The sequence below is a fragment of the Epilithonimonas sp. JDS genome, assembly GCF_021261315.1.
In the GTDB taxonomy this organism is placed as follows: domain Bacteria; phylum Bacteroidota; class Bacteroidia; order Flavobacteriales; family Weeksellaceae; genus Epilithonimonas.
The window spans coordinates 651,007-672,930 of record NZ_JAJSAX010000001.1 but is presented as its reverse complement, the minus strand read 5'-3'; the positions used below and the strand labels follow the sequence as shown (position 1 = coordinate 672,930).

At 37.7% G+C, this 21,924-nt stretch carries 15 protein-coding genes; 9 read left to right on the top strand and 6 right to left on the bottom strand.

The annotated features are described in order from the left end of the window. Positions 1 to 10: 10 nt before the first annotated feature. Together LUD75_RS03110 and LUD75_RS03105 are read right to left on the bottom strand one after the other, a co-directional pair. On the bottom strand, positions 11 to 1,327 hold the full coding sequence (locus LUD75_RS03110; RefSeq protein ID WP_232704239.1) for an ATP-binding protein: 1,317 nt from the start codon (positions 1,325 to 1,327) through the stop codon (positions 11 to 13). Positions 1,328 to 1,446: 119 nt separating this feature from the next. Continuing rightward, on the bottom strand, positions 1,447 to 2,790 hold the full coding sequence (locus LUD75_RS03105) for a sigma-54 dependent transcriptional regulator (protein ID WP_232704238.1): 1,344 nt from the start codon (positions 2,788 to 2,790) through the stop codon (positions 1,447 to 1,449). Between the two features lie 257 nt (positions 2,791 to 3,047). Between LUD75_RS03105 and LUD75_RS03100 the strand changes: the two genes are divergently transcribed. The 7 genes from LUD75_RS03100 to LUD75_RS03070 all read left to right on the top strand — a co-directional run bounded on the left by LUD75_RS03100 (position 3,048) and on the right by LUD75_RS03070 (position 14,512). Then, entirely contained in the window at positions 3,048 to 4,289 is a 1,242-nt protein-coding gene (locus LUD75_RS03100) for an efflux RND transporter periplasmic adaptor subunit (protein WP_232704237.1), read from the top strand. Between the two features lie 6 nt (positions 4,290 to 4,295). After that, positions 4,296 to 4,670: a hypothetical protein gene (locus tag LUD75_RS03095; RefSeq protein ID WP_232704236.1), complete on the top strand. Its 375-nt coding sequence runs from the start codon at positions 4,296 to 4,298 to the stop codon at positions 4,668 to 4,670. 13 nt (positions 4,671 to 4,683) lie between these two features. Next, entirely contained in the window at positions 4,684 to 5,406 is a 723-nt protein-coding gene (locus tag LUD75_RS03090; RefSeq protein WP_232704235.1) for an ABC transporter ATP-binding protein, read from the top strand. Positions 5,407 to 5,497: 91 nt separating this feature from the next. Further along, positions 5,498 to 7,912: an ABC transporter permease gene (locus tag LUD75_RS03085; RefSeq protein ID WP_232704234.1), complete on the top strand. Its 2,415-nt coding sequence runs from the start codon at positions 5,498 to 5,500 to the stop codon at positions 7,910 to 7,912. An 81-nt stretch (positions 7,913 to 7,993) separates the two neighbouring features. After that, on the top strand, positions 7,994 to 10,420 hold the full coding sequence (locus LUD75_RS03080; protein ID WP_232704233.1) for an FtsX-like permease family protein: 2,427 nt from the start codon (positions 7,994 to 7,996) through the stop codon (positions 10,418 to 10,420). Between the two features lie 61 nt (positions 10,421 to 10,481). Then, positions 10,482 to 11,765: a TolC family protein gene (locus tag LUD75_RS03075; protein ID WP_232704232.1), complete on the top strand. Its 1,284-nt coding sequence runs from the start codon at positions 10,482 to 10,484 to the stop codon at positions 11,763 to 11,765. A gap of 647 nt (positions 11,766 to 12,412) precedes the next feature. Next, a complete protein-coding gene (locus tag LUD75_RS03070; RefSeq protein ID WP_232704231.1) occupies positions 12,413 to 14,512 on the top strand; it encodes a type IA DNA topoisomerase in 2,100 nt (699 codons plus the stop codon). A 217-nt stretch (positions 14,513 to 14,729) separates the two neighbouring features. On the opposite strand, the gene LUD75_RS03065 is transcribed toward LUD75_RS03070, so the two are convergent. Beyond that, positions 14,730 to 16,217: a glycoside hydrolase family 28 protein gene (locus LUD75_RS03065; RefSeq protein ID WP_232704230.1), complete on the bottom strand. Its 1,488-nt coding sequence runs from the start codon at positions 16,215 to 16,217 to the stop codon at positions 14,730 to 14,732. A gap of 480 nt (positions 16,218 to 16,697) precedes the next feature. On the opposite strand from LUD75_RS03065, the gene fabV reads away from it, so the two are divergent. Continuing rightward, complete coding sequence (gene fabV / locus LUD75_RS03060) at positions 16,698 to 17,900, top strand: enoyl-ACP reductase FabV (RefSeq protein ID WP_232704229.1); 1,203 nt, start codon at positions 16,698 to 16,700, stop codon at positions 17,898 to 17,900. A 90-nt stretch (positions 17,901 to 17,990) separates the two neighbouring features. Here fabV and LUD75_RS03055 read toward each other — a convergent pair whose 3' ends face one another. The 3 genes from LUD75_RS03055 to LUD75_RS03045 form a co-directional block, all read right to left on the bottom strand. Further along, on the bottom strand, positions 17,991 to 18,782 hold the full coding sequence (locus LUD75_RS03055) for a lysophospholipid acyltransferase family protein (protein ID WP_063971009.1): 792 nt from the start codon (positions 18,780 to 18,782) through the stop codon (positions 17,991 to 17,993). A gap of 93 nt (positions 18,783 to 18,875) precedes the next feature. Then, a complete protein-coding gene (locus LUD75_RS03050) occupies positions 18,876 to 19,505 on the bottom strand; it encodes a CoA pyrophosphatase (protein ID WP_232704228.1) in 630 nt (209 codons plus the stop codon). Positions 19,506 to 19,535: 30 nt separating this feature from the next. Further along, the gene (locus LUD75_RS03045) at positions 19,536 to 20,879 is read right to left on the bottom strand and encodes a TolC family protein (protein ID WP_232704227.1); all 1,344 of its coding nucleotides are present in this window, start codon (positions 20,877 to 20,879) and stop codon (positions 19,536 to 19,538) included. Between the two features lie 345 nt (positions 20,880 to 21,224). Here LUD75_RS03045 and LUD75_RS03040 point away from each other — a divergent pair, with 345 nt between their 5' ends. Continuing rightward, complete coding sequence (locus tag LUD75_RS03040; protein WP_232704912.1) at positions 21,225 to 21,914, top strand: ABC transporter ATP-binding protein; 690 nt, start codon at positions 21,225 to 21,227, stop codon at positions 21,912 to 21,914. Positions 21,915 to 21,924 lie beyond the last annotated feature (10 nt).

Below are 21,924 nucleotides of genomic sequence, written 5' to 3'. Positions count from 1 at the left end.
CTTTTTACATTTATTCCAAAAACCACATTTCAAATCGACTTCCTTTTTCCAAAGGTTTATAATTGAGATAACCTTTATGCGCCTCGATAATACTTTTGCTCAAAGTTAAACCAATTCCGGAACCGCTGATTCTTGTTGTGAAAAATGGCAGGAAAATTTTGTCCTTAATTTCATTGGAGATTCCAATTCCGTTGTCTTCTACACTTAAAAGAATTCTTTTATTAAATGTTTTTATTTCTGTTTTGATGATTCTTTCTGAATTGTCGGCAACTGCGTAAATTGCATTTAGATAAAGATTAATCAAACATCTTTCAATCATTTTCTGGTCAGCAAAAATCATTTGATTTTCCAGATAATTGATGATTTTAATCTGATTTTTTTCGAATTCTGGCTTGAGAAAATTAAGTGCAGATTCTACAATTTGCGTCAAAGAAATATTTTTGAACACAGGTTTTGGAAGTTCAGCAACTTGTCGGTAATCATCCACGAAATTCAACAGTTGTTTGGATTTTGAATTGATAATCATCAGACTTTCCTTCATTTCCTGCTGGTCTTCCTTTTCGACAATTTCCTGATTGGCGATATATTCAAGATTTTGAATCAAGCTGTTGACAGGTGTCAAAGTATTCAGAAGTTCGTGAGAAATCACTTTCATTAAATTATTCCAAGCCAATTTTTCTTTTTGTTCAATGATTTTCTGAACAGATTCCAGACTGATGATGCAGAAACGGTTTTTGACATTCTGAACTTTTTTGGTTCGAAGAGAAAACGATTGTTTTACATTTTCATTAATCGAAATATCAAAGAATTCCTGCGAGTTTTCGTAATTAGTTTGTTCGATGATTTTATAAAATTCCGATGTTTTAGATTCGTACAATTCCCAGGAATTATATTTCGGAATCTGTAATATTTCCAGGAAAACAGGATTCACATAAAAAACTTCCCACTGATTATTCTTCTCGGAAAGAATCATCAATCCGATTTCCAGTTGATTCAAAATTTCTTCGTATAAAAGTTTGTAGGAAGACAACGCCAAGTATTCTTCTTTGCTTTGATAATAAAGTTTTACGGCATTATCCACCAAATTATTTTCTTCAGTTTTTGGAAACAGTGAAAAATCTTTTTTCTGAATCGCCAACAATATTTTCTCACTTTTCTGAATAAAAGATAAAGCGGAAATCTGCGCCAAAATAATGCATCCAATACTTACAGCAGTAAACAATCCGAAGTTAATCCACTTGCTTTGTGTGTAAAAATCAAAAGCGAAAATCCCACTGACAATCGCCAGAAGAATAAATATTAGCCAGATAATTTGTTGTTTGTTCATCTATAATTCAAATTTTGATTAATAGGATTTCATCCTATTCTTGATTAATCGTTCCTTCGAAACTGTGCTTGAATTTTAACTTCAAACTTCCTTCCTCCAACTTCCAACTTCCCGCTTTATCATAATTCAAATTTTTCCATTCTTCGGTAAAGTGCCGCACGCGACAATCCTAAATCTTCCGCAGCGAGAGAAATATTTCCGCGGTGTTTTTTCAAAGCCTTTTTAATGAGGATTTCTTCCATTTCCTCAATGTTAAGATTGACGATTGTTTTTTCAGATTCGTCATCTTGAGGCATTAACAATTTCAAATTTTTCTCGTTGGAAAGAATCACGCTTCTCTCGATGCAATGGTCGAGTTCACGGATATTTCCCGGCCAGGAATACGTTGTGAGTTCATTAGTCAAAGATTCAGTCAAAGCTAAATCTGACTTGTGATATTTCTGTTTGTACTTCTCCAAAAAATAATCGGCTAAAGTCGGAATATCTTCCAATCTCTCTCTTAAACTCGGAATTTGCAGTTCAACGGTATTAATTCGATAATATAAATCTTTCCTGAAACGATTTTCCGAAACTGCTTTTTTTAGATTTTCATTCGTCGCAAAAATAAATCTGACATCCAAAGTTCGTTCTTTATTTTCCCCGATTCTCGTCAATTTTCGATTTTGAATCAAGCTCAACAATTTGGTTTGAAGATGAAGCGGAAGATTTCCAATCTCATCCAAAAATACCGTTCCATTCTGCGCATTTTCAATTTTCCCCGAATAATCCTGATTTGCGTCGGTGAAAGCTCCTTTTTTATAACCAAATAATTCCGCTTCAAACAAATTTTCAGACAGACTGCCCAAATCTATATGAACGAAAGGCTGGTTTTTTCTTTCTGATAATTCGTGGATGCGTTCTGCCAAAACATATTTTCCGGTTCCATTTTCTCCTAAAAGTAAAACGTTGGCGTCAGTCGGCGCAACTTTCGTGATTTGTTCCATCACTTCCTGCATTGCAAAAGATGCCGTTTCCAACTGATACTGATTGGTTTTCACGCTCACATTTTCCCACTGATTCAGTTTTTTATTTTTTCGGGAAATATCAACTGCAAGATTTACGGAAGCATATAATTTCTCATTATTCCAAGGTTTTAAAATGAAATCCGATGCGCCATTCTTCAAAGCTTCAACCGCCAATTCCACCTCGCCGTAAGCTGTCATCAGGATGATTGGAAGCTGAGGTTCCAGCGTTTTGATTTCATTCATCCAATACAATCCATCCTGCCCATTTTCAAAACCTTTCCGGAAATTCATATCTAAAAGAACCGTGTCAACTTGTTGTTCGGCTAAGAACTTCAAAATATTCTTTGGCTGACTGAGACAGCTTACTTCTGTAAAAAATTTCTTAAGCCAAACCCTCGCTGAAAATAAAATATCCTCGTCGTCATCAACAATTAAAATATGAGCTTCTTTTTTTCGCATTTTTATAATTTGAATTCTAAAATGACTTAATCAAAAGGCTTCGACTCCGCTCAGCCTGACAAATATTAGTGAACCATCAACGATCAACTAAAAACTATCAACTTAAATTGTCCGTTTTCGTACAAAAAGTGTCCGATAATGAACAGTCTTAAAGTTAAATAAAATATATTTTGTCACATTTCCAGAGTGTTACAAACTTATAAATCTCTGGCATCTGCATTGCGTAATAGTCTGTAGATAAATTAGTTATCTCAAATATGGATACGAAAATAGTAAAAAAGAAATCTAAACTAAAATTAATATCAATTATCATTCTTTCTGGTTTGGCGATTTCAGTTTTTGGCTGGTACTTTTTGAATCAGAAAAAAACTTATAATGTAAAGCTGGAGGATATTCAAACGGATGAAGTGACGAATGGGAAATTTGAAGATATGCTTATGGTGACGGCGCAGACGCAATCTCTCAATTCTTCTTTGGTAAATGTTCTGGAAGGTGGCGCGGTGAAAGAAATTTTCGCTGAAGATGGACAAATGGTGACAAAAGGACAGCCCATCGCAAGAGTTTATAATCCGAATACAGAATTCAATTATCTGAATCAGGAAACGGGAATTATGCAACAAATCAGTCAGATGAGAAGTTCGCTTTTGGAACTGAAGAATCAGGAATTCAATCAGGATAAGGAGTTGCTTCAGTCTCAAAATGATTACAATACAGCTTTGCAGTCTTTCAACCTTCAGAAAAGATTGTACGATGCGGAAATCGGAAAGAAAACCGATTATGATATCGCTTTACAAAATCTAAATTATCAGAAACAAAGAAAAGTGATTGTGGAAAAAGGCGCTTCCAGTGAAAAAGCTTCCAGAAATTCTCAGTTTTCCGCCATCAATAGTTCCATCAGTCAGATGGAAAAAAGTCTGAATATTCTTCGTTCCAACAAAAATAATTTCCTGATAATGTCGCCTGTTTCCGGAAGATTGTCATCATTTAATATTTCATTAGGACAAAATTTGACGAGTGGAGAAAGCATCGGAAAAGTCGATTTGATGGGCGGTTACAAGCTGATTGCAAAAGTTGACGAGTATTACATTAACAAACTTCAAAACGGAATCAAAGGAAGTCTGGAAAGCAATGCGAAACAGTTTGAAGTCATTATTTCTAAAATTCTTCCTGAAGTGAAAGACGGACAATTTTCTGTGGAACTTAATTTTGTTGATGTAAAACCTGAAAATCTGAAAATCGGAATGACGTTCGGCTTGAAACTGAAATTGTCTGCTGACACGCAAAGTATGATGATTCCCAAAGGAAATTTCTACAAAGACACGAACGGAAAATGGATGTTCGTAGTAAAAGGAAACAAAGCTGAAAAACGAAGCATCAATCTGGGAAGAGAAAACCAAATGTATTACGAAGTGGTTTCCGGATTGAAACAGGGTGAAACGGTCATTACATCAGATTATACTGAATTGAAGAAATATGAGCTTTTAGATATTCAAAAATAACTAATTATGAAAAATATATTCTTAATATTATTATGTTCATTTTCCGCAATGGCCTATTCACAGAAGCCGACAGAGCTGGAATGGACCATTTCTTTCAAAAAGAATCACGTTATTTTTGAATGTTCCAAAGGTTGTAATTATAGCTATTTGAGTTTTGACGCTCACCGAAAAGTCGTCCTTAATGAAAATGCAATGGCAAATCTTGAGAAAAATCCCGACGAGGAAAATTCCAATTTTTTGGTTCAATATTCAAAGAATGGAAACCAAATCAATCTGGAAGGAATCAAAGGCGTGGATTGGAAAAACATCACTTTGACCAGAGATTTAAAATCAAAATATTACATCAATCAAACAGGCGAAATCAGAAAAACAACACTTTAAAAAATTAATAAAAATGATAAATATTCAAAACCTTTCAAAAGTTTACAAAACAGAAGATGTTCAAACCAACGCTCTGAACAATGTAAGCCTGCACATCAAAGAAGGAGAATTTGTAGCGATAATGGGACCTTCCGGTTGTGGAAAATCTACTTTTCTAAATATTCTTGGACTTCTCGACAGCGCTTCCTCCGGTTCTTATCAATTCGAATCAACGGAAACTATCGGAACTTCCGAAAAGAAAAAATCGGACATCAGAAAGAAAAACATAGGTTTCATTTTTCAGAATTTTAATTTGATTGACGAACTCACGGTTTATGAAAATATCGAACTTCCACTAATCTACAACGGCGTTTCATCCTCAGAAAGAAAAAAACGTGTGGAGGAAATTATGGAAAAAATCAACATTGCGCACAGAGCAAAACATTATCCACAGCAACTTTCCGGCGGTCAACAGCAGAGAGCGGCCGTTGCTAGAGCGTTGGTGACAAGACCAAAATTAATCCTTGCCGATGAGCCAACCGGAAACCTCGACAGCTCCAACGGAAACGAGGTGATGAACCTTTTGGCGGAACTTCACAGAGAAGGTTCCACGATTGCGATGGTAACGCACTCGTCTTACGACGCAGGTTACGCCTCAAGAATCGTAAATATGAAAGACGGCGAAGTCTTCAGCGAAGAACATTCTTCACAAAGAAAAGATGTCTTCGAAAAGGCAGACGCCAAGAACTTTGAATAATCTTTTAGTGTATTGTATATGGTGTTGAGTTTTTTGCTCAATCAAATATTAAAAACTAAACACAAAACACTAGAAACCAAAAACCACAACTATGCTCAACAACTGGCTCAAAATCGCCTTCATCAATTATAAAAAAAACTGGCTCTCTACGATTATCAATCTTTTTGGATTAACGATTGGGCTGACAGGATTTATGCTCATCCTGATGCATTGGAATGACGAAGAATCCTATGAAAAATGGAATCCGAAGAAGGATAATATTTATGCATTTCAGCAACATAACATCAAAGAAAACAGGTACAGCCCAAGTATTTCTTACCCACTTGCAGACCGCGCGGTGAAAATGATTCCGGAAATCAAAGATTATGTTTTGGTGAGTGGTTCTGGGATGGGTTTCAAAATGATAACCAAAAACAAAACGGCCTATCAAAAAGATGGAATGTCTGTTTCGGAAAATTTCTTCAATTTTTTCCCTTTCAAATTGATTTCGGGAAGTTACAAAGACGCTTTGAAGGGAGAAACTTCAATTGCCATTTCTACACTTACCGCGAAAAACTTATTCGGCAAAACGGATGTAGCAGGAGAAAGTATAAAATTTGATAGTGACAATTTTGTGGTCACTGCAGTGTATGAGCTTCCAAAAGGAAACAGTGTCATCAATCCAGAATTTGTAATACTGGCCTACGAACAATTGAAAAATGACAAAGAAGGCTGGGGCAACTTCAACTATGGTTGCTTTTTTATGCTGGACAAAAATGCGGATACAGAAGTTGTACAGAAAAAACTCTATGACGACGTGTTTCTCTACCGTGCGAAAATGAATGCGAAGGGTGCTGGAGTTACGCCTCAGAAATTCTTAGAAATGTACGGTCCGCAAGGAAGTTTGCTCACACCGTTGGACCAGATGAAGCTCCACGGAAAGGCCTACTGGTTTGGGACTGGCGATTTGAAAACAATGATGATTCTGTTTACACTTTCTGTGTTGATTTTGATTTTGTCTGCCATTAATTTCATTAATTTAAAAACAGCTCAGGCTTCTCAAAGAGCAAAAGAAATTGGTGTAAGAAAGGCTATTGGAAGCAATAAATCCAAATTGGTTTTGCAGTTTTTATTAGAAACTTTCGTGATTTGTTTTGCCTCGTACATTCTGGCTTTAGCCTTGACAGAAATCCTCTTGCCGAGCTTCAATAAGTTTTTTGACAAACAAATTGTAATGAACGATTGGCGCATCTACTTTTATTCATTTACAATGGTTTTGCTAATTGCGCTGATTTCGGGATTAATTCCTGCGATTTACTTGGCCAACTTCAAAGCTATTGAAACGCTGAAAGGAAATTTTGCCAGAAGCAGACACGGGATTTGGCTCAGAAACGGAATTCTGACTTTACAATTGATTATCTCTTCATTCTTCATTATTGCAAGCCTGATTGTAAGTTCACAAGTGAAACATATGATGGATAAAGACCTTGGTTTCAGTGGAAAACAGGTTATGATAGTCACCTTTAATGATAATGTACATCAGCCCTGGCTAAAATATGAGCGCCTCAAAAACGAAATGCGAAAAATACAGGGTGTGGACGATGTATCATATGGAGAAGCCGTTGCAGGAAGCTATCGCTACAGCAATTCCAATATGGATTATATGGATAAAACAATCTATGCGCAACACGGCTCGATGGATTACAATTACCTCCAGTTTATGAATGTGAAATTGAAAAAAGGTCGTTGGCTGGATTCCAAATTGGCATCTGACACGATTAATAATGTCTTGGTCAATGAAACATTTGTAAAACAATTCGGTTGGAATGATGACCAGGCTTTTAAGAACGAATTCCGCCCAGGTTTTGATGAGAAACCCTACAAAATCGTCGGAATTGTAAAGGATTTTAATATTCAAAGTTTGAAGACCGAAGTAGAGCCGATGATTTTCTTTCATTACCGCGCAACCTCTTGGAAACGCTTTAACGTCTATAATATCCAGCTGAAAATAAAGCCAGAAGATATGGACGGAACGGTGAAAAGAATCAAAAAATATTGGCAGGCAAGTGTAGAACCCGGTTATCCCTTCGAATCTAATTTTATTGATAAGCAATTCGCAAAAACCTTTGTGAAATATCAAAAACAACAAACACTTTTCACCATCCTGAACGCAATGGTTTTAATGGTAGCCTTACTCGGATTGTTCGCTTTATCATCATTAATGATAGAACAAAAACTGAAAGACGTCGCCATCAGAAAAACGCTTGGGGCTTCAGACGGAACTTTGATTGTGGGATTGACAAAACAATTCCTGTGGATTACTTTAATTGCGGTTATCATAAGTATTCCAATCAGTTATTATTTGATGAATGAATGGCTGAAAGATTTCGCTTACCGAATTGATATGCCAATTTTCCCGTTCGTCTTGAGTTTGATTTCATTATTGATTTTGACATTCGCAGTAGTAAGCGTCAAAGCATATCAAGCCACAAAAGTAAACCTTGTGAAATATCTGAAATACGAGTAGAATTTGTTGACAGTTGTCAGTTGATAGTTGATGGGAATTATCACCTGTCAACTATCAACCATCAACTAAAAACCATCAACTATGATTAAGAACTGGCTCAAAATAGCATTCATCAATTACAGAAAAAACTGGCTTTCCACGATTATCAATATTTTGGGGTTGAGTGTTGGCTTGTGTGTTTTCCTGTTGATATTTATTCATTGGCAGGACGAGAAATCTTACGAACAATGGGTTCCCAACAATGAAAATATTTATTTAGTCGAGAATCATATTTCCAGTTTTGGAAATATGTCGCAATCAAGCTATCCGGAATTGTATGTTTCAAAAGAGAAATTTCCAGAGATTGAGGATTACACGATTGCTAATATTTGGGGTTGGTATAAAACGAGATTGGTTGCGGGCGAAAATTCCAGCTATTCCACAACAGGACAAGTTTCCAGTCAGTTTTTCAAATTTTTCCCATTCGAGACAGTTGCAGGCAATATCAATAATGCATTAACAGATAAGTCACAAATCGCATTATCGGAAAACACAGCGAGGCAATTATTTGGCGACGATTACAAAAATAGTATTGGAAAAACAGTCAAGAAAGACCAAAATGGTAATCTTTACACAGTTTCTTTCATATATAGATTTCCTGATGAGAATTCAGTTTTTAAAGCAGATTATCTAACCTTGGAAAATCAACCAAAAGATGATACGCAGTGGATGAGCTATAGTTTCTTAGGTCTTTTTAAAGTAAAAGCGGGCACGGACATTCAAAAGCTGGAAGAGAAGTTATCCAAACAACAGCAATACCACGAAGAGATTCTTTCTAAAAAATGGGGAGCAGAGGTGGATAAAAAAAATCCCACCAAAGTATTTTTGACGCCAATTACCAAAATGAAATTAGACGCAAAAGGCGATGGAATCTCAAAAGGTGATAAGAAATCTTTGAAGATATTATTAGGATTATCCATTCTTATTTTGATTTTGTCAGGAATCAATTTGATTAATCTAAAAACCGCACAATCTGCTCAGCGTGCGAAGGAAGTTGGTGTTCGCAAAACAATGGGAAGCTCCAAGGGCAGTTTGGTGATTCAGTTTCTGATAGAAACTTTCATTATTTGTCTGGTTGCTTACTTTATCGCTTTTGCTTTGGTCGAATTGCTTTTACCATCGTACAACAAATACTTGGACAAGGAAATTAAACTGAGCGACCCGGATATTTTCGTCGGTTCAGCAGTTTTATTGATTCTATTTGCATTGTTTGCAGGGATTTTACCGGCGACTTATTTATCAAATTTCAAACCTATCAATACATTAAAAGGTAATTTTTCCCGAAGCAAACACGGTGTTTGGTTACGAAATTCAATCCTGACCTTGCAATTGATAATCTCTTCATTTTTCATCATTTGTTCGTTGATAATCCATTCTCAAGTTGATTTTATGATGAAGAAAGATTTGGGTTTCAAAGGGAATCAGGTCATTCAAATTGATTTCAAAAAGACCAATTATAATGAGAAAGATTATGATGTCAAAAAGTATGAATTGCTGAAAAATGAAGTCAAAAAAATCGCTGGTGTTGTGGAAACCACAGGTTCTGTACAATCTTTGGGAATGGGGCTTCGGAATGCATCTATTGCAAAATCCGCAACCGACACTACAAAAATTGTCAACAATGTAGCAGTCGGCGGCATCGAAGAAAATTACTTCCGATTCTATGATATGAAGATGGTCGCAGGTAATGACCTCAATTGGAAAAAAACGTCGGACACCATCAGCGGAACTGTTGTGAATGAGACATTTGTTAGAAATATGGGCTGGAACAATCAGCAGGCCATCGGGAAAGAAATCCTGCCTGGTTGGGAAGACAAGAAGAAATACAAGATTCTAGGCGTGGTGAAAGATTTCTATTTCGGTGGAGTAGATAAGCCCATTGATGCTGCCGCTTTTTATAATTACGATAGAAATTGGGCGAAAAACAGTATGACCAATCTCCAAATCAGGCTGAACGGAAACGACATCAACGGAACTATTGAACGTATCAAAGAATTTTGGCTTACAAAAGCTGAGCCTGGTTATCCATTTGATTATCAATTCATAGACAAGCAATTCGCAAAAACCTTTGAGAAATTCCAAAAACAGCAGACGCTTTTCACAACTTTGAATATCGTGGTTTTGGTGGTCGCATTATTAGGATTATTCGCCTTATCATCATTATTAATAGAACAAAAGCTAAAAGACGTCGCCATCAAAAAAACCTTGGGCGCAGATGAAAGAACGATTGTCTGGGATTTGACCAAAAGATTTTTACTGATTTGTGTAATTGCCGTGGCAATCAGTATTCCGTTCGGATATTATGCGATGAACGAATGGCTGAAAGATTTTGCCTACAGAATCGATATGCCCGTTTGGCCTTATGTTCTGAGTATGATTTCATTATTGATTTTAACCTTCGTGGTCGTGAGTTTCAAAGCTTACCAAGCCACAAAAATTAACCTTGTCAAATACCTTAAATACGAGTAAAATTAATATGTTGATAGTTGATGGAAACCATTTGCTATCAACTGACAACCATCAACCAATTATGAAAAAACTATTCTTCATATTCCTCATCAACCTTTTCCCAGCACAAACCTGGACTTTGAAACAATGCTTGGATTACGCATCGACCAATCATCCGTTAGTAAAACAATCCAGCATCAATATCCAAAAAAATGACCGATTGGTTTCCGCGTCCAAAGGAATATTGTTGCCGTCTGCAGATGCCGGAATCAATCACAATTACAACTTCGGAAACGGCATCAATCCGCAGAATAATCAGCGTGAAAGCATCAATACACAAAACGACAATTTCTACGCACAAGCCAATTGGGAACTGATGAACTGGCGAAATTACCTCAATATTTCATTATCCAAAATCAATCGCGAAACATCAACTTTCCGAATGAAACAAGCGCAAAATGAGGTGAAACTGAATGTCATCAAAATGTTCTTCAATTACCAAAACAATAAAAGTTGGCTGGATGTTCTGGAAACCCAAATCTCCGGAATCGAAGACCAAATCAAGCGCACCGAGAAAGAAGTGGAAATCGGAAACCGACCAAAAAGCGATGTCTACGACATTAAGGCCAATCTCGGAACTTTGCAGGAACAATTGGTTTCCGCAAAGAATTCAAGAGATTTGTCCAAGATTAATTTGTTGAATGCTCTGGCGATTACTACCGATTCTCTGGATTTTAAAATGGAAGACGACGCATTGGCGCATTCTAATTTCAACGACGCCGACTTCGTAAAAAATCTCCTCGAAAAAAATCCGGCTTATCAAACCGTTTTGACCGAAATCAAAGCCAATCAAAAAAACATTGCCATCGCCAAATCCGCCTATTTGCCGACGTTCAACGGCTCTTACATTTGGTCGAGTTTCTACAGCAAAACTTTGGGGGAATCGGCGGATGAATTTTCGGAACAATTCAAAAGGAACAAAAATCAGCAATTAGGTTTCGGACTCAATATCCCGATTTTCAACAAATTACAAGTGAAAAACAACGTCGAGATTGCGAAACTGAACGTCATCAATTCCAATTATGACAAAGAAATTGTGATTAATAATCTCACGCAAACCATCAATTCCATCAAAGCACAATTCCAAAATTCCGAAGAAAAATACACGTTACTCCAAGCCAATTTCGAAAACCAAAAGCTCTCTTTCCAAAAATCCGAAGAGAAATACAAAGAAGGATTGATGGACGCATATACCTTTTTCGTTGTCCGAAACAACTGGCTACAAGCTAATTACAATCTAATCAATAGCAAAAACGAAGTCATCCAACAAACCGAACTTTTGAAAGTTTTCGAATCCGGATTTTAAAATTAAGAAAAACAGTTGTAACATAAACGACGTCAGTCTGAGCGAACTCGAAAACTTTCAAACCAAATTCAAAACATTCATTATATTATTTTCTCGAATCCCTCTGATGGCTCACACTTCGGAGGGATTTTTTCATTTGAATAATAAATATTTAGATAGTGCCGAAATACTGTTTTAGATTTGGGCGCCTTTATCCGCCTGGAGTTTATCCTGAGCCTGTCGAAGGGTTCCCAATCTTTTTTGCAGAAGATTTCCCTCTAATTACAACCGAAGTCAGAGCAAAAAAGGATTTCCACTCAAGTCGGGGCGCGCTTCGCAAAGTTGAAGATTTGTCTTTCAATCGAACTTTTCTCTTTCAATTCAAATCAGCAAAATCAGCTTCATCTGCGAGAACAATAAAATCTTTGATGAGCGAAGTGTCTTTGCGAATCTTAAAATATCCTCAATAATTTTAAAAAAAATCTTCACGCACTTTGCGTTTAAAAAAACAATCCCAAAAATTCAATCACTTATAAGCGAAGTGCCTTCGTGAACCTAAAATATTTTCAATAATTTAAAAAAAATCTTTGTGAACTTTGTGTTCAAAATCCCTCGTTTTTTCAATTTAAAAATCGCATTTTTGCAAGCCTTATTTCAAGCCAAGTCAGATGAAACTTTGTATAGCCGAAAAACCCAGCGTTGCCCGTGATATTGCCAAAGTTTTGGGAGCCAACAATCCCAAAAGCGGTTATATGGAAGGAAACGGCTATTGCGTCACCTGGACTTTCGGACATCTTTGCACGCTGAAAGAACCGCAAGATTATGCACCACATTTCAAATCCTGGGATTTGATTTTCTTGCCCATCATTCCCAAACAATTCGGAATCAAGCTGATTGATAACAATGGCGTTGAGAAACAGTTCAACACAATCACAAAATTGGTGGAGGAATGTGATGAGGTCATCAATTGTGGTGATGCCGGGCAGGAAGGAGAACTCATTCAGCGCTGGGTTTTGCAAAAGGCCAAATGCGACAAACCAATGAAACGTTTGTGGATTTCATCCTTGACGGAAGATTCCATCAAAGAAGGTTTTGAAAATTTGAAACCTGCGGAAGATTACAAAAATCTTTATCAGGCTGGAAATGCAAGAGCAATCGGCGATTGGCTTCTCGGAATCAATGCGACGAGATTATTCACAAAAAAATTTGGAGGAAACAAAGCGGTTTTGTCAATAGGGCGCGTTCAAACGCCGACTTTGGCAATGCTGGTTCAGCGTCAGAAAGAAATTGATGCATTTTCTCAGGAGGAATATTGGGAACTGAAAACCAAATACCGTGATGTCCTTTTCAGCGCTTCAATCGACCGATTAAAAACCTTAGAAAAAGCTGAAAAAGGCTTAGAATATCTCAAGAAAAATCAATTCGAAATTGTCTCTTTTGAAATTAAGGAAGGAAAAGAGAAGAATCCAAGATTATTTGATTTGACGGGACTTCAAGTGGAAGCGAATAAGAAATTTGGTTTCTCGGCAGAACATACGCTTAATTATATTCAAAGTCTTTACGAGAAAAAACATACGACCTACCCAAGAGTTGATACGACTTACTTATCCGAAAATCTCTATCCAAAAATCGGTGGAATTCTGAGAAGTATGACAATTTATTCAGACTTGATTTCTCCTTTACTTTCACAACCAATCCCGAAAACAAAAGCCGTTTTCGATGATACGAAAGTGACGGACCACCACGCCATCATTCCGACAGAAATTCCGCCTTCGTCAAACTTGAGTCGTGAAGAGAAATTAATTTATGACCTCGTCGCCAAACGATTCATCGCTGTTTTCTACCCCGAATGTAAGATTTCAAATACTTTGGTTGAAGGTCAGGTTGGAACAATTCCGTTCAAAGCTTCCGGAAAACAAATCCTGGAACCAGGCTGGCGAGCGGTTTATGCCAAAGATAAAAAAGAAGAAAAGGACGAAAAAGATAAAGACGAGGAACAAACGATTCCGGAATTCGTAGCCGGCGAAAAGGGCGACCACGCACCATTGATTCATCAAGGAAAAACTTCGCCACCAAAACCTTACACAGAAGCAACTTTGCTGAGAGCAATGGAAACCGCCGGAAAACAGGTGGAAGATGAGGAACTCCGCGAAATGCTGAAAAATAACGGCATCGGAAGACCATCAACCCGAGCCAACATCATCGAAACTTTGTTCCGAAGAAAATACATCGAGCGCAAAAAGAAAAATATTTTTGCAACCTCAATCGGCATCGAATTGATTGACACCATTGAGGATGAAGTTCTCAAGAGTCCCGAACTCACGGGAGAATGGGAATCGAAACTTCGTAGAATCGAAAAAGGCGAGTACGAAGCCAACCAATTCAAAGACGAATTGATAGAAATGGTAACAGAACTGACCCGAAAAGTCATCAGTTCAAAAGGAAAAGTCATCAATTTTGAGGAAGAGAAACCTGCACCACCAAAAGAAAAAGTGCCGAGAGTAAAAACCGAAATCATCTGGACAGAAATCCAATGTCCAAAGTGCAAAGCCAACAATTTGATGAAAGGAAAAACCGCCATTGGCTGTTCGGATTTCAAAGCTTGTGGTTTCAAAGTCTCATTTGAAATATTAGGAAAAAAACTGTCAGAAAAGCAACTTCAGGATTTGATTCTAAAAAACAAAACTTCAAAACTGAAAGGTTTCACACAAGGTCAGGAAGAAGGCGTTTTACTAATGAACGAAGATTTTTCAATCGGTTTGAAATAAAAATTTCATCAATAGGAATGGGCTTCAGCCCATTTTAAAGATTGGAATATAAAAAAGGCTTTAGCCAAAACTTGTAATAAATTTTGGCTAAAGCCTTGAATTATTTTTTCAAAGTGACATCGGGCTGAAGCCCGACGCTATTAATAAAAAAGAAAAAACCCTTTCAGCTTCAATCCGAAAGGGTTTTGAAAATAACACCTTTAATAATTGTAAAAAATTATTTCACAACAATTGCTTTCTTCAGATTACTATCGATTTTATAATCTGTAGTATTATTGATTTTCACATTTTCAAAAACGATATTGTTGGCATTTTTCCCAACGATTCCTTTTTTACTCGTGATATTCACATTTTTAAAATAAAGATTCTCAATCAGTTTCTCAGGAAGTCCACTGAAACTGAAAGCCGTTTCCGCTGATGAACAGTTAATATTACTCACATAAAAATCGTGGAAATAAGGCACTTTGTCTCCAGAATGTTGCGCCTCTTCACTTTCTTTCGTGCTTCCAACTGGCGCATCCGCATAGAAAGTATCAAAGAAAATGGCGGATTTCACAATGTTTTTCATCTCGATATTATCAATGAAAATCTGGCTCACATCGCCACCTCTTCCGGAGTTGCTTTTCACACGGATTCCGATGTCCGTTCCGTCAAAAGTACAATTGGAAACAAAAATATTTTTCATTCCGCCATCCGTATTACTTCCGATGACAAAACCGCCGTGACCCTCACCAACAGTACATTCTGCGATGATGACGTTTTGCAGATTCGCTTCACCGTTTTTCGGCGTCCCACTGGATTTCATACAGATTCCGTCGTCGCCGGCGTTCACTTTTGTGTTATAGATAATCACATTTTTCGAAGCACTGATGTCGATTCCGTCACCATTTTGAGCCCATTTCGGATTGTAAACGGTTGTGTTTCTGATGACAAGGTTTGTAATTTGTTTTGGATTGATGACAAATTTCGGTGAGTTTCGAAACGTTGGGCCATCAATCAAAAGATTCGTCACTTTGGAAAGCGTGAACATCATCGGTCTCAAGAAATGGTGCAACTGCTGGTACATATCAATCGTCGCATTGGGCGTTTTCGCAATCACTTTTGCCAATTGTTCGCCATTTTTTGCCGACTCGCTTGGCCACCAGATTTTCCCATCGTCGCTCAGCGTGCTTCCTTTTTTCGCCAGCAATTCTTTCCATTGTGCATCCGTCGTTTTGAATTTCTTCACAGGTCTCCAGGCTTCTCCAGCACCGTCGAAAATTCCTTTTCCTGTGAAGGAAACGTCTTTCAGATTATTTCCCCAAATTGGAGCCGTCACTTCAAATTTCCCAGACGAAGTTTCTCTCATCGGAAATTGCTTGATATCATTGCTGAACTGCACGATTGCGCCTTCCTCCACGTGGAAATCGATTTTACTTTTCAGCTCGATTGGCCCCGTCAACCAAGTTCCAGCTGGCACAATCAATCTTCCGCCACCGTTTGCCGAGATTGTCGTGATTGCTTTTTCGAAAGCTTTGGTGTTCAAGGTTTTTCCATCGGCAACACCTCCAAAATCCTTGAAGTTGTAATCCTTTTCAGGAATCGTCGGCAAAACCATTGCTCCAAATTTGAATGGCGCTTTGTCGATGTAATATTGAATGTCATTTTTCTGAGCAGAAATGAGCGTTGCAACAGAAAACGCAAGACCTATTAATAGTTTTTTCATTGTTTATTGATATGAGTTCTTTTGATTGATTATAAATGTTTTAGTTAAGTCAGTTCATTAATTATAATTTGGGCAACTTTTCCGCCTTCCATTCCCGCTATTTTTGCCTTCGCTTTTCCCGCCACAAAAAATGAGCTCCATTCAAGTCGGGTTGCGTTAGATTCGTTGTTTCAATTTTATTTTAGATTAAAGTCTTCGACTCCGCTCAGACTGACAAAGTATAAATAAAATAATTGGTTTTCGAATTGTCACACTGAGCGGAGTCGAAGTGCTACCCACAATAATAAAGAGCAACTGCTTGCTGGTAAAATTAAAAAAAATAACAACCTGTGCAATCGATTGCATAAAATAAAGATTCACATATTCGTAAAGTCTCATTAATGCTAATCAAATTAAAATTTAATAAGTTCTTTTTAAACAAAAATTCCTCATTATTTGCTCAAATTTCTTTAATTTGCAATGCTAAAAATAATTTCAACAATGATTATTCAACCAAGAACAAGAGGATTTATTTGCTTGACGGCGCATCCAGATGGAGCACTTCAAAGCGTAAAAAATCAAATAGAATATGTAAAGTCCAAAGGCGCTATCAAAAACGGGCCAAAAAAAGTTTTGGTAATCGGTGCTTCTACAGGTTTCGGACTTTCTTCCAGAATCACAGCGGCTTTCGGTTCCGACGCGGCAACAGTTGGTGTTTTCTTCGAGAAGCCAGCTTCTGAAGGTAAAATGGGAACTGCTGGCTGGTACAATTCTGCCGCTTTCGAAAAAGAAGCGCACGAAGCCGGACTTTACGCGAAAAGTATCAACGGTGATGCATTCTCAGACGACATCAAAAAACAAACGATTGAATTAATCAAAAAAGACCTTGGTCAGGTCGACTTGGTGGTTTACAGTTTGGCTTCTCCGAGAAGAACGCATCCAAAAACGGGCGTTGCACATTCATCTGTTCTTAAACCAATCGGGAATTCTTACACCAACAAAACGGTGGATTTCCACACAGGCGTAGTTTCTGATGTGACGATTGCTCCGGTTGAAAACGAAGAAGATATTCCAAACACTGTTGCCGTAATGGGTGGCGAAGACTGGAAATTCTGGATGGAAGATTTGAAAGAGGCTGGCGTTTTAGCTGCCGGTGTTCAGACGGTTGCCTATTCTTACATCGGCCCGGAACTGACTTTCCCAATCTACAGAAACGGAACCATCGGACAAGCGAAAAATGACCTTGAAGCGACTGTGACTGTTTTAAATGATTTATTGAAAGACCTTAACGGAAAATCTTATGTTTCTGTAAACAAAGCTTTGGTAACTCAGTCCAGTTCTGCGATTCCTGTAGTTCCATTGTATATTTCTCTACTTTACAAAGTGATGAAGGCGAAAGGAACGCACGAAGGAACTATCGAGCAGATTCAAAGACTTTTTGCTGATAGATTATACACGGAGAATGGGGAAGTTCCTTTGGATGAAGCTGGTAGAATCAGAATCGACGATTTGGAAATGGCGGACGATGTGCAGGCGGAAGTTGATAAACTATGGAAAGAAATCACCACAGAAAACCTTTCTGAAATCAGTGATATCGCTGGTTACAGAAAAGAATTCTTCAACCTTTTCGGTTTCGAAGTGGACGGCATTGATTATGAAAAAGATGCGAACGAGAATGTGCAGGTTCCAAGTATTGAAGCTTAAAAATAGAAGTTAGAGTTTAGATGTTAGAATTTAGACTTTAATCAAAACGTTATAAAAACAAAAACGGCTACTTTTTTCAGTAGCCGTTTTTTATTCTTGCGTTTTAGTTTCTTTCAGTTTGGTGTCGTAGTCGTGGAGAATGTTGTGTTCTGGAGTTTGCTCGATGGCGTGCATTATTTTGTCCAGGATTTCCGTCGCCGATTCGTTGTCGTAGTCAATATCTAAAACCGGTTTGAACTCCATCGTCGGTTTCACGCCTGTCACTTTTATTTTCAGACCTTTCTTATCAAATGCTCTTCTGAAACCGTTGATTTTGATTGGAATAACGGTTGGTCTTTGGTTTTTGATGAGTTTTGCCGTTCCTTTTCTTCCTTGTGCAAAAGCGGAAGTCGTGCCTTGAGGAAAGGTGATGACCCAGCCGTTGTCGAGGGCTTTCATTATATTTTCGATTTCAGAAAGGTCGACCATTCTATTGACATTTTTACCTTCGGCACGCCAAGTTCTTTTCACTGTAATTGCTCCGGCGATTTTGAAAATTCTTGCGAGAATTCCTTTGTTCATCGTTTCCTCTGCAGCAACATAATAGAAATCGACTTTTGGATTGAGAAGATAAACCGGATTTTTTATCGTATTATGATAGCCATTATTTACCGCACAAAACGCGTGATACATCGCAGCGACATCAGCAAAGTAAGTTTGATGGTTGGAAACGAAAAGTACATTGCTGTCTGGCAGATCGGAAAGATTTTCTGTTCCCGTGATCTTCAATTTGTTGAAGCCATTGAATCTTCTGTAAGAAACAACGCCCAAAATAAAGATGATCACTCTTTTCAGAATATAAATATTTCCAAAAGAATCGGTAAAAATATTTTTTTTTGCCATTTACGTTTAATTAGTTTTGAGACTAAAAATCAATGTTGTGTGTTGAAATTGATAACCAATTTCCGTTCCTAAGCTGTAGGAATCTCTGCAAAACTAAACATTTTTTAATAAGTTACTGAATTCGCTGAGTATCATAGAGGTAGCGCCCCAGATGATGTAGCCATTAAAATCGATGACGGGAACTTCCGCGCCGTTGGTAGATGGTAAAACCATATTTTTTGGCTGGTCGGGAAGACTTAATAAAGATGAAATCGGAAATTCTATCAATTCTACCGCTTCACTTTCTTGAAGGAAAAATTCCGGATTTTTTTTGGTGTAAGAAACAAAAGAGTGAACATAAAAATTACTCGGCGGAATGTAAATTGGCGACATTTCTCGGATGATTCTCACGTAATGTTCATCAATTCCCAATTCTTCAGATGTTTCACGTTTAGCTGTATGTGCAAAATCCAAATCTTCTTTTTCATTTTTGCCTCCAGGCAGAGAGATCTGTCCGCTGTGTCGGTCACGTTCATTTTGAGAGCGTACGATCAACGGGAAATGCCACTCGTTATTTTTGAGATAAAGTAAAATATTGACGGCCGCGAACTTTGGATTTCTTGTCAGAATATCTTCGTAACTGTAAACAGGACGATATGGCGGGGAATAAATTTTATGAGCATTCTCGCCCAATAATTCCGCACTTTTTATATCTCTGAGTAAATCTTTTCCGAAGGTCTGCATCTCTCAAAGATAAAAAAAAATCTTCAAATTTTAAAGCGAAATGCCACGGCCTGCATAGAAATCAAGAACTTTGATGCTGAACAGATAGTTGTATTTTGCCTGAGCTACAGAACCTTGCGCATTCGCGTAATTATTTCTCGCAATCGTTACATCATAAATGGTTGAGCGTCCGGCATCATAACTTTTTGTAGCAAAATCAAGTGCCAGTTTTGTGCTTCTCTCGGCTTCCATCGCGGAAATGTAAATTTCATAATTGGAATCAGCATTGAACTGAGCCTGCTGAATATCCTGCTTCAACTGGAATTTCTGCTGTTCCAGATTGTTTTTCGCAACCAGTTCATTGATTTTAGTCTGCTCAACCTGCAGTCTTGTGATTCCCTTATTGAAAATCGGAATATTTGCTGATAGGCCAATTTGCTGTCCAAAATTATCTTTGTATTGGTTGGTAAAATTAGGTTCAGCAATGTAAAAACCAGTACTGCCCACATTATTTGTATTCAAACGATTGTTGTAGAAAGTTCCAATTCCGGCGTTTGCAGTTATCGTCGGCCAAAAGTTGGTTCTTACCACTTCCGTTTGAGCTTCCGCAGCTTTGATTCGGATTTCTGCCGCTTTGATGACGGGTTGCGAACCGTATGCAATATTTAGAACTTCGTCAACGGATTCTGTTTGAGGCGTCAATTCTTCCGGAACAGGAATATCCACAACGTCGAAGGTTTTGTAATCCTGAAGCTGTAAAATCTGCGCCATTGCAAACAAAGCTTTATCAACATTGATTTGTGCCGTTTTTACATTTTGCTTTTCTCTTGCAAGTGATGCGGTTGCTTCAGCCAGCACAGTTTGCGCAGTCGTTCCAACATCTGTTGTTATTTTCGCACGATCATATAATCTTTGTGCGTTTTCCATTGCGCTTTCAGAGATTTTTTTGATTTCTCTGTTCAGCATTACAGAAAGGTACTGCTGTGCAATTTGAAGTGCAATATTATTTTTAATTGTTTCGATGTCCTGAAGACTTGCATCTACATCAAAACCGGTTTTACGAACTGTTTTTTCCAATCTGCCGTTATTGTACACCAAAATATTGGATCCTACATTAGCGCTATTGCTGAAGTTATCATTTCGGACACTGGTATTCACAAATTGCGTGTTTCCGAAACTAGCCGTGTTAGAGATGCTGCCGGAAACCGAAGGCAAATATTCTCTCTTAGCCATTTCCAGATTTTTTGTCTGCACATCTTTGTTGTAAGCTTGTGCCTGAACCTGCAGATTATTTTTGATCGCATAATCCACACATTCCTGAATCGTCCATTTTTTCTGAGAAAACCCCAAAACTCCAACAGACAAAAGCGAAATACAAAAAACTTTTTTAAGCATAAAAGAAAAATTATATACAATAAGACTTCAAAACATCCAAAATGTTACGGACTCATATAAATTTTTTTGGCGTGCCCCATTTTTTCCATCACATAAGGCCACTACAAAAAATGGGTCGGTCTGCGGGCAGTCGCTTCCCGATAGAAACTTTGCAAAGTTTCTATCGGGAGAGCTCCAACAATGCCCTCCGCCCTCACGCGCTGACGCCACTTTTCAAGATTTTTCATTATTTCGGGATTTCGATTATGATTTGATTTTTAGTTTTTTTAATCTTTTAATTATTTCATTGTAACAATTCCGTAGTAACATTTACTTATATGTAAAATCCAGACAATGTCTCATCCGATTCTCAAAATAGAAGATGTTAACAAATCTTACGACACCGGTAAAAGCAAGCTTCACGTGCTGAAAGGTATTAATCTTAATATCAACCAGGGCGAGTTTGTTTCTATTATGGGAAGTTCCGGTTCCGGAAAATCAACTTTGTTGAATATCATTGGAATTTTGGACGAAGCGGATAACGGCATTTATGAACTGGATGGATTTCCAATCAAGCATCTCACAGAAGTGAAAGCGGCGGAATACAGAAGCCGTTTTCTCGGATTTATTTTCCAATCCTTTAATTTGATCAATTATAAAACAGCGCTCGAAAATGTTGCGCTGCCATTATATTATCAAAATGTTTCCAGAAAAGAAAGAACGAAAAAAGCTTTGGAATATTTGGAAAAAGTTGGATTGAGAGAATGGGCGGAACACCTTCCAAGCGAACTTTCCGGCGGACAAAAACAGAGAGTTGCCATCGCAAGAGCATTAATATCTGACCCGAAATTGATCCTTGCCGATGAGCCAACCGGAGCATTGGATTCTAAAACAACACACGATATTATGAAGCTGCTTCAGGATATTAATAATGAAGGTAAAACAATTGTAGTCGTAACGCACGAACCAGATGTTGCCGCTCAAACCAAAAGAAATGTTGTCCTGAAAGACGGCAGAATAGAAAGTGACGAGTTTATTAACCAAATAGTTTTGTAATCAATTATCA

Excerpts from the sequence above, each read along its gene's own strand:
- LUD75_RS03110 (WP_232704239.1), bottom strand. The coding sequence starts at position 1,327 with ATGAACAAACAACAAATTATCTGGCTAATATTTATTCTTCTGGCGATT.
- LUD75_RS03105 (WP_232704238.1), bottom strand. The coding sequence starts at position 2,790 with ATGCGAAAAAAAGAAGCTCATATTTTAATTGTTGATGACGACGAGGAT.
- LUD75_RS03100 (WP_232704237.1), top strand. The coding sequence starts at position 3,048 with ATGGATACGAAAATAGTAAAAAAGAAATCTAAACTAAAATTAATATCA.
- LUD75_RS03095 (WP_232704236.1), top strand. The coding sequence starts at position 4,296 with ATGAAAAATATATTCTTAATATTATTATGTTCATTTTCCGCAATGGCC.
- LUD75_RS03090 (WP_232704235.1), top strand. The coding sequence starts at position 4,684 with ATGATAAATATTCAAAACCTTTCAAAAGTTTACAAAACAGAAGATGTT.
- LUD75_RS03085 (WP_232704234.1), top strand. The coding sequence starts at position 5,498 with ATGCTCAACAACTGGCTCAAAATCGCCTTCATCAATTATAAAAAAAAC.
- LUD75_RS03080 (WP_232704233.1), top strand. The coding sequence starts at position 7,994 with ATGATTAAGAACTGGCTCAAAATAGCATTCATCAATTACAGAAAAAAC.
- LUD75_RS03075 (WP_232704232.1), top strand. The coding sequence starts at position 10,482 with ATGAAAAAACTATTCTTCATATTCCTCATCAACCTTTTCCCAGCACAA.
- LUD75_RS03070 (WP_232704231.1), top strand. The coding sequence starts at position 12,413 with ATGAAACTTTGTATAGCCGAAAAACCCAGCGTTGCCCGTGATATTGCC.
- LUD75_RS03065 (WP_232704230.1), bottom strand. The coding sequence starts at position 16,217 with ATGAAAAAACTATTAATAGGTCTTGCGTTTTCTGTTGCAACGCTCATT.
- fabV (WP_232704229.1), top strand. The coding sequence starts at position 16,698 with ATGATTATTCAACCAAGAACAAGAGGATTTATTTGCTTGACGGCGCAT.
- LUD75_RS03055 (WP_063971009.1), bottom strand. The coding sequence starts at position 18,782 with ATGGCAAAAAAAAATATTTTTACCGATTCTTTTGGAAATATTTATATT.
- LUD75_RS03050 (WP_232704228.1), bottom strand. The coding sequence starts at position 19,505 with ATGCAGACCTTCGGAAAAGATTTACTCAGAGATATAAAAAGTGCGGAA.
- LUD75_RS03045 (WP_232704227.1), bottom strand. The coding sequence starts at position 20,879 with ATGCTTAAAAAAGTTTTTTGTATTTCGCTTTTGTCTGTTGGAGTTTTG.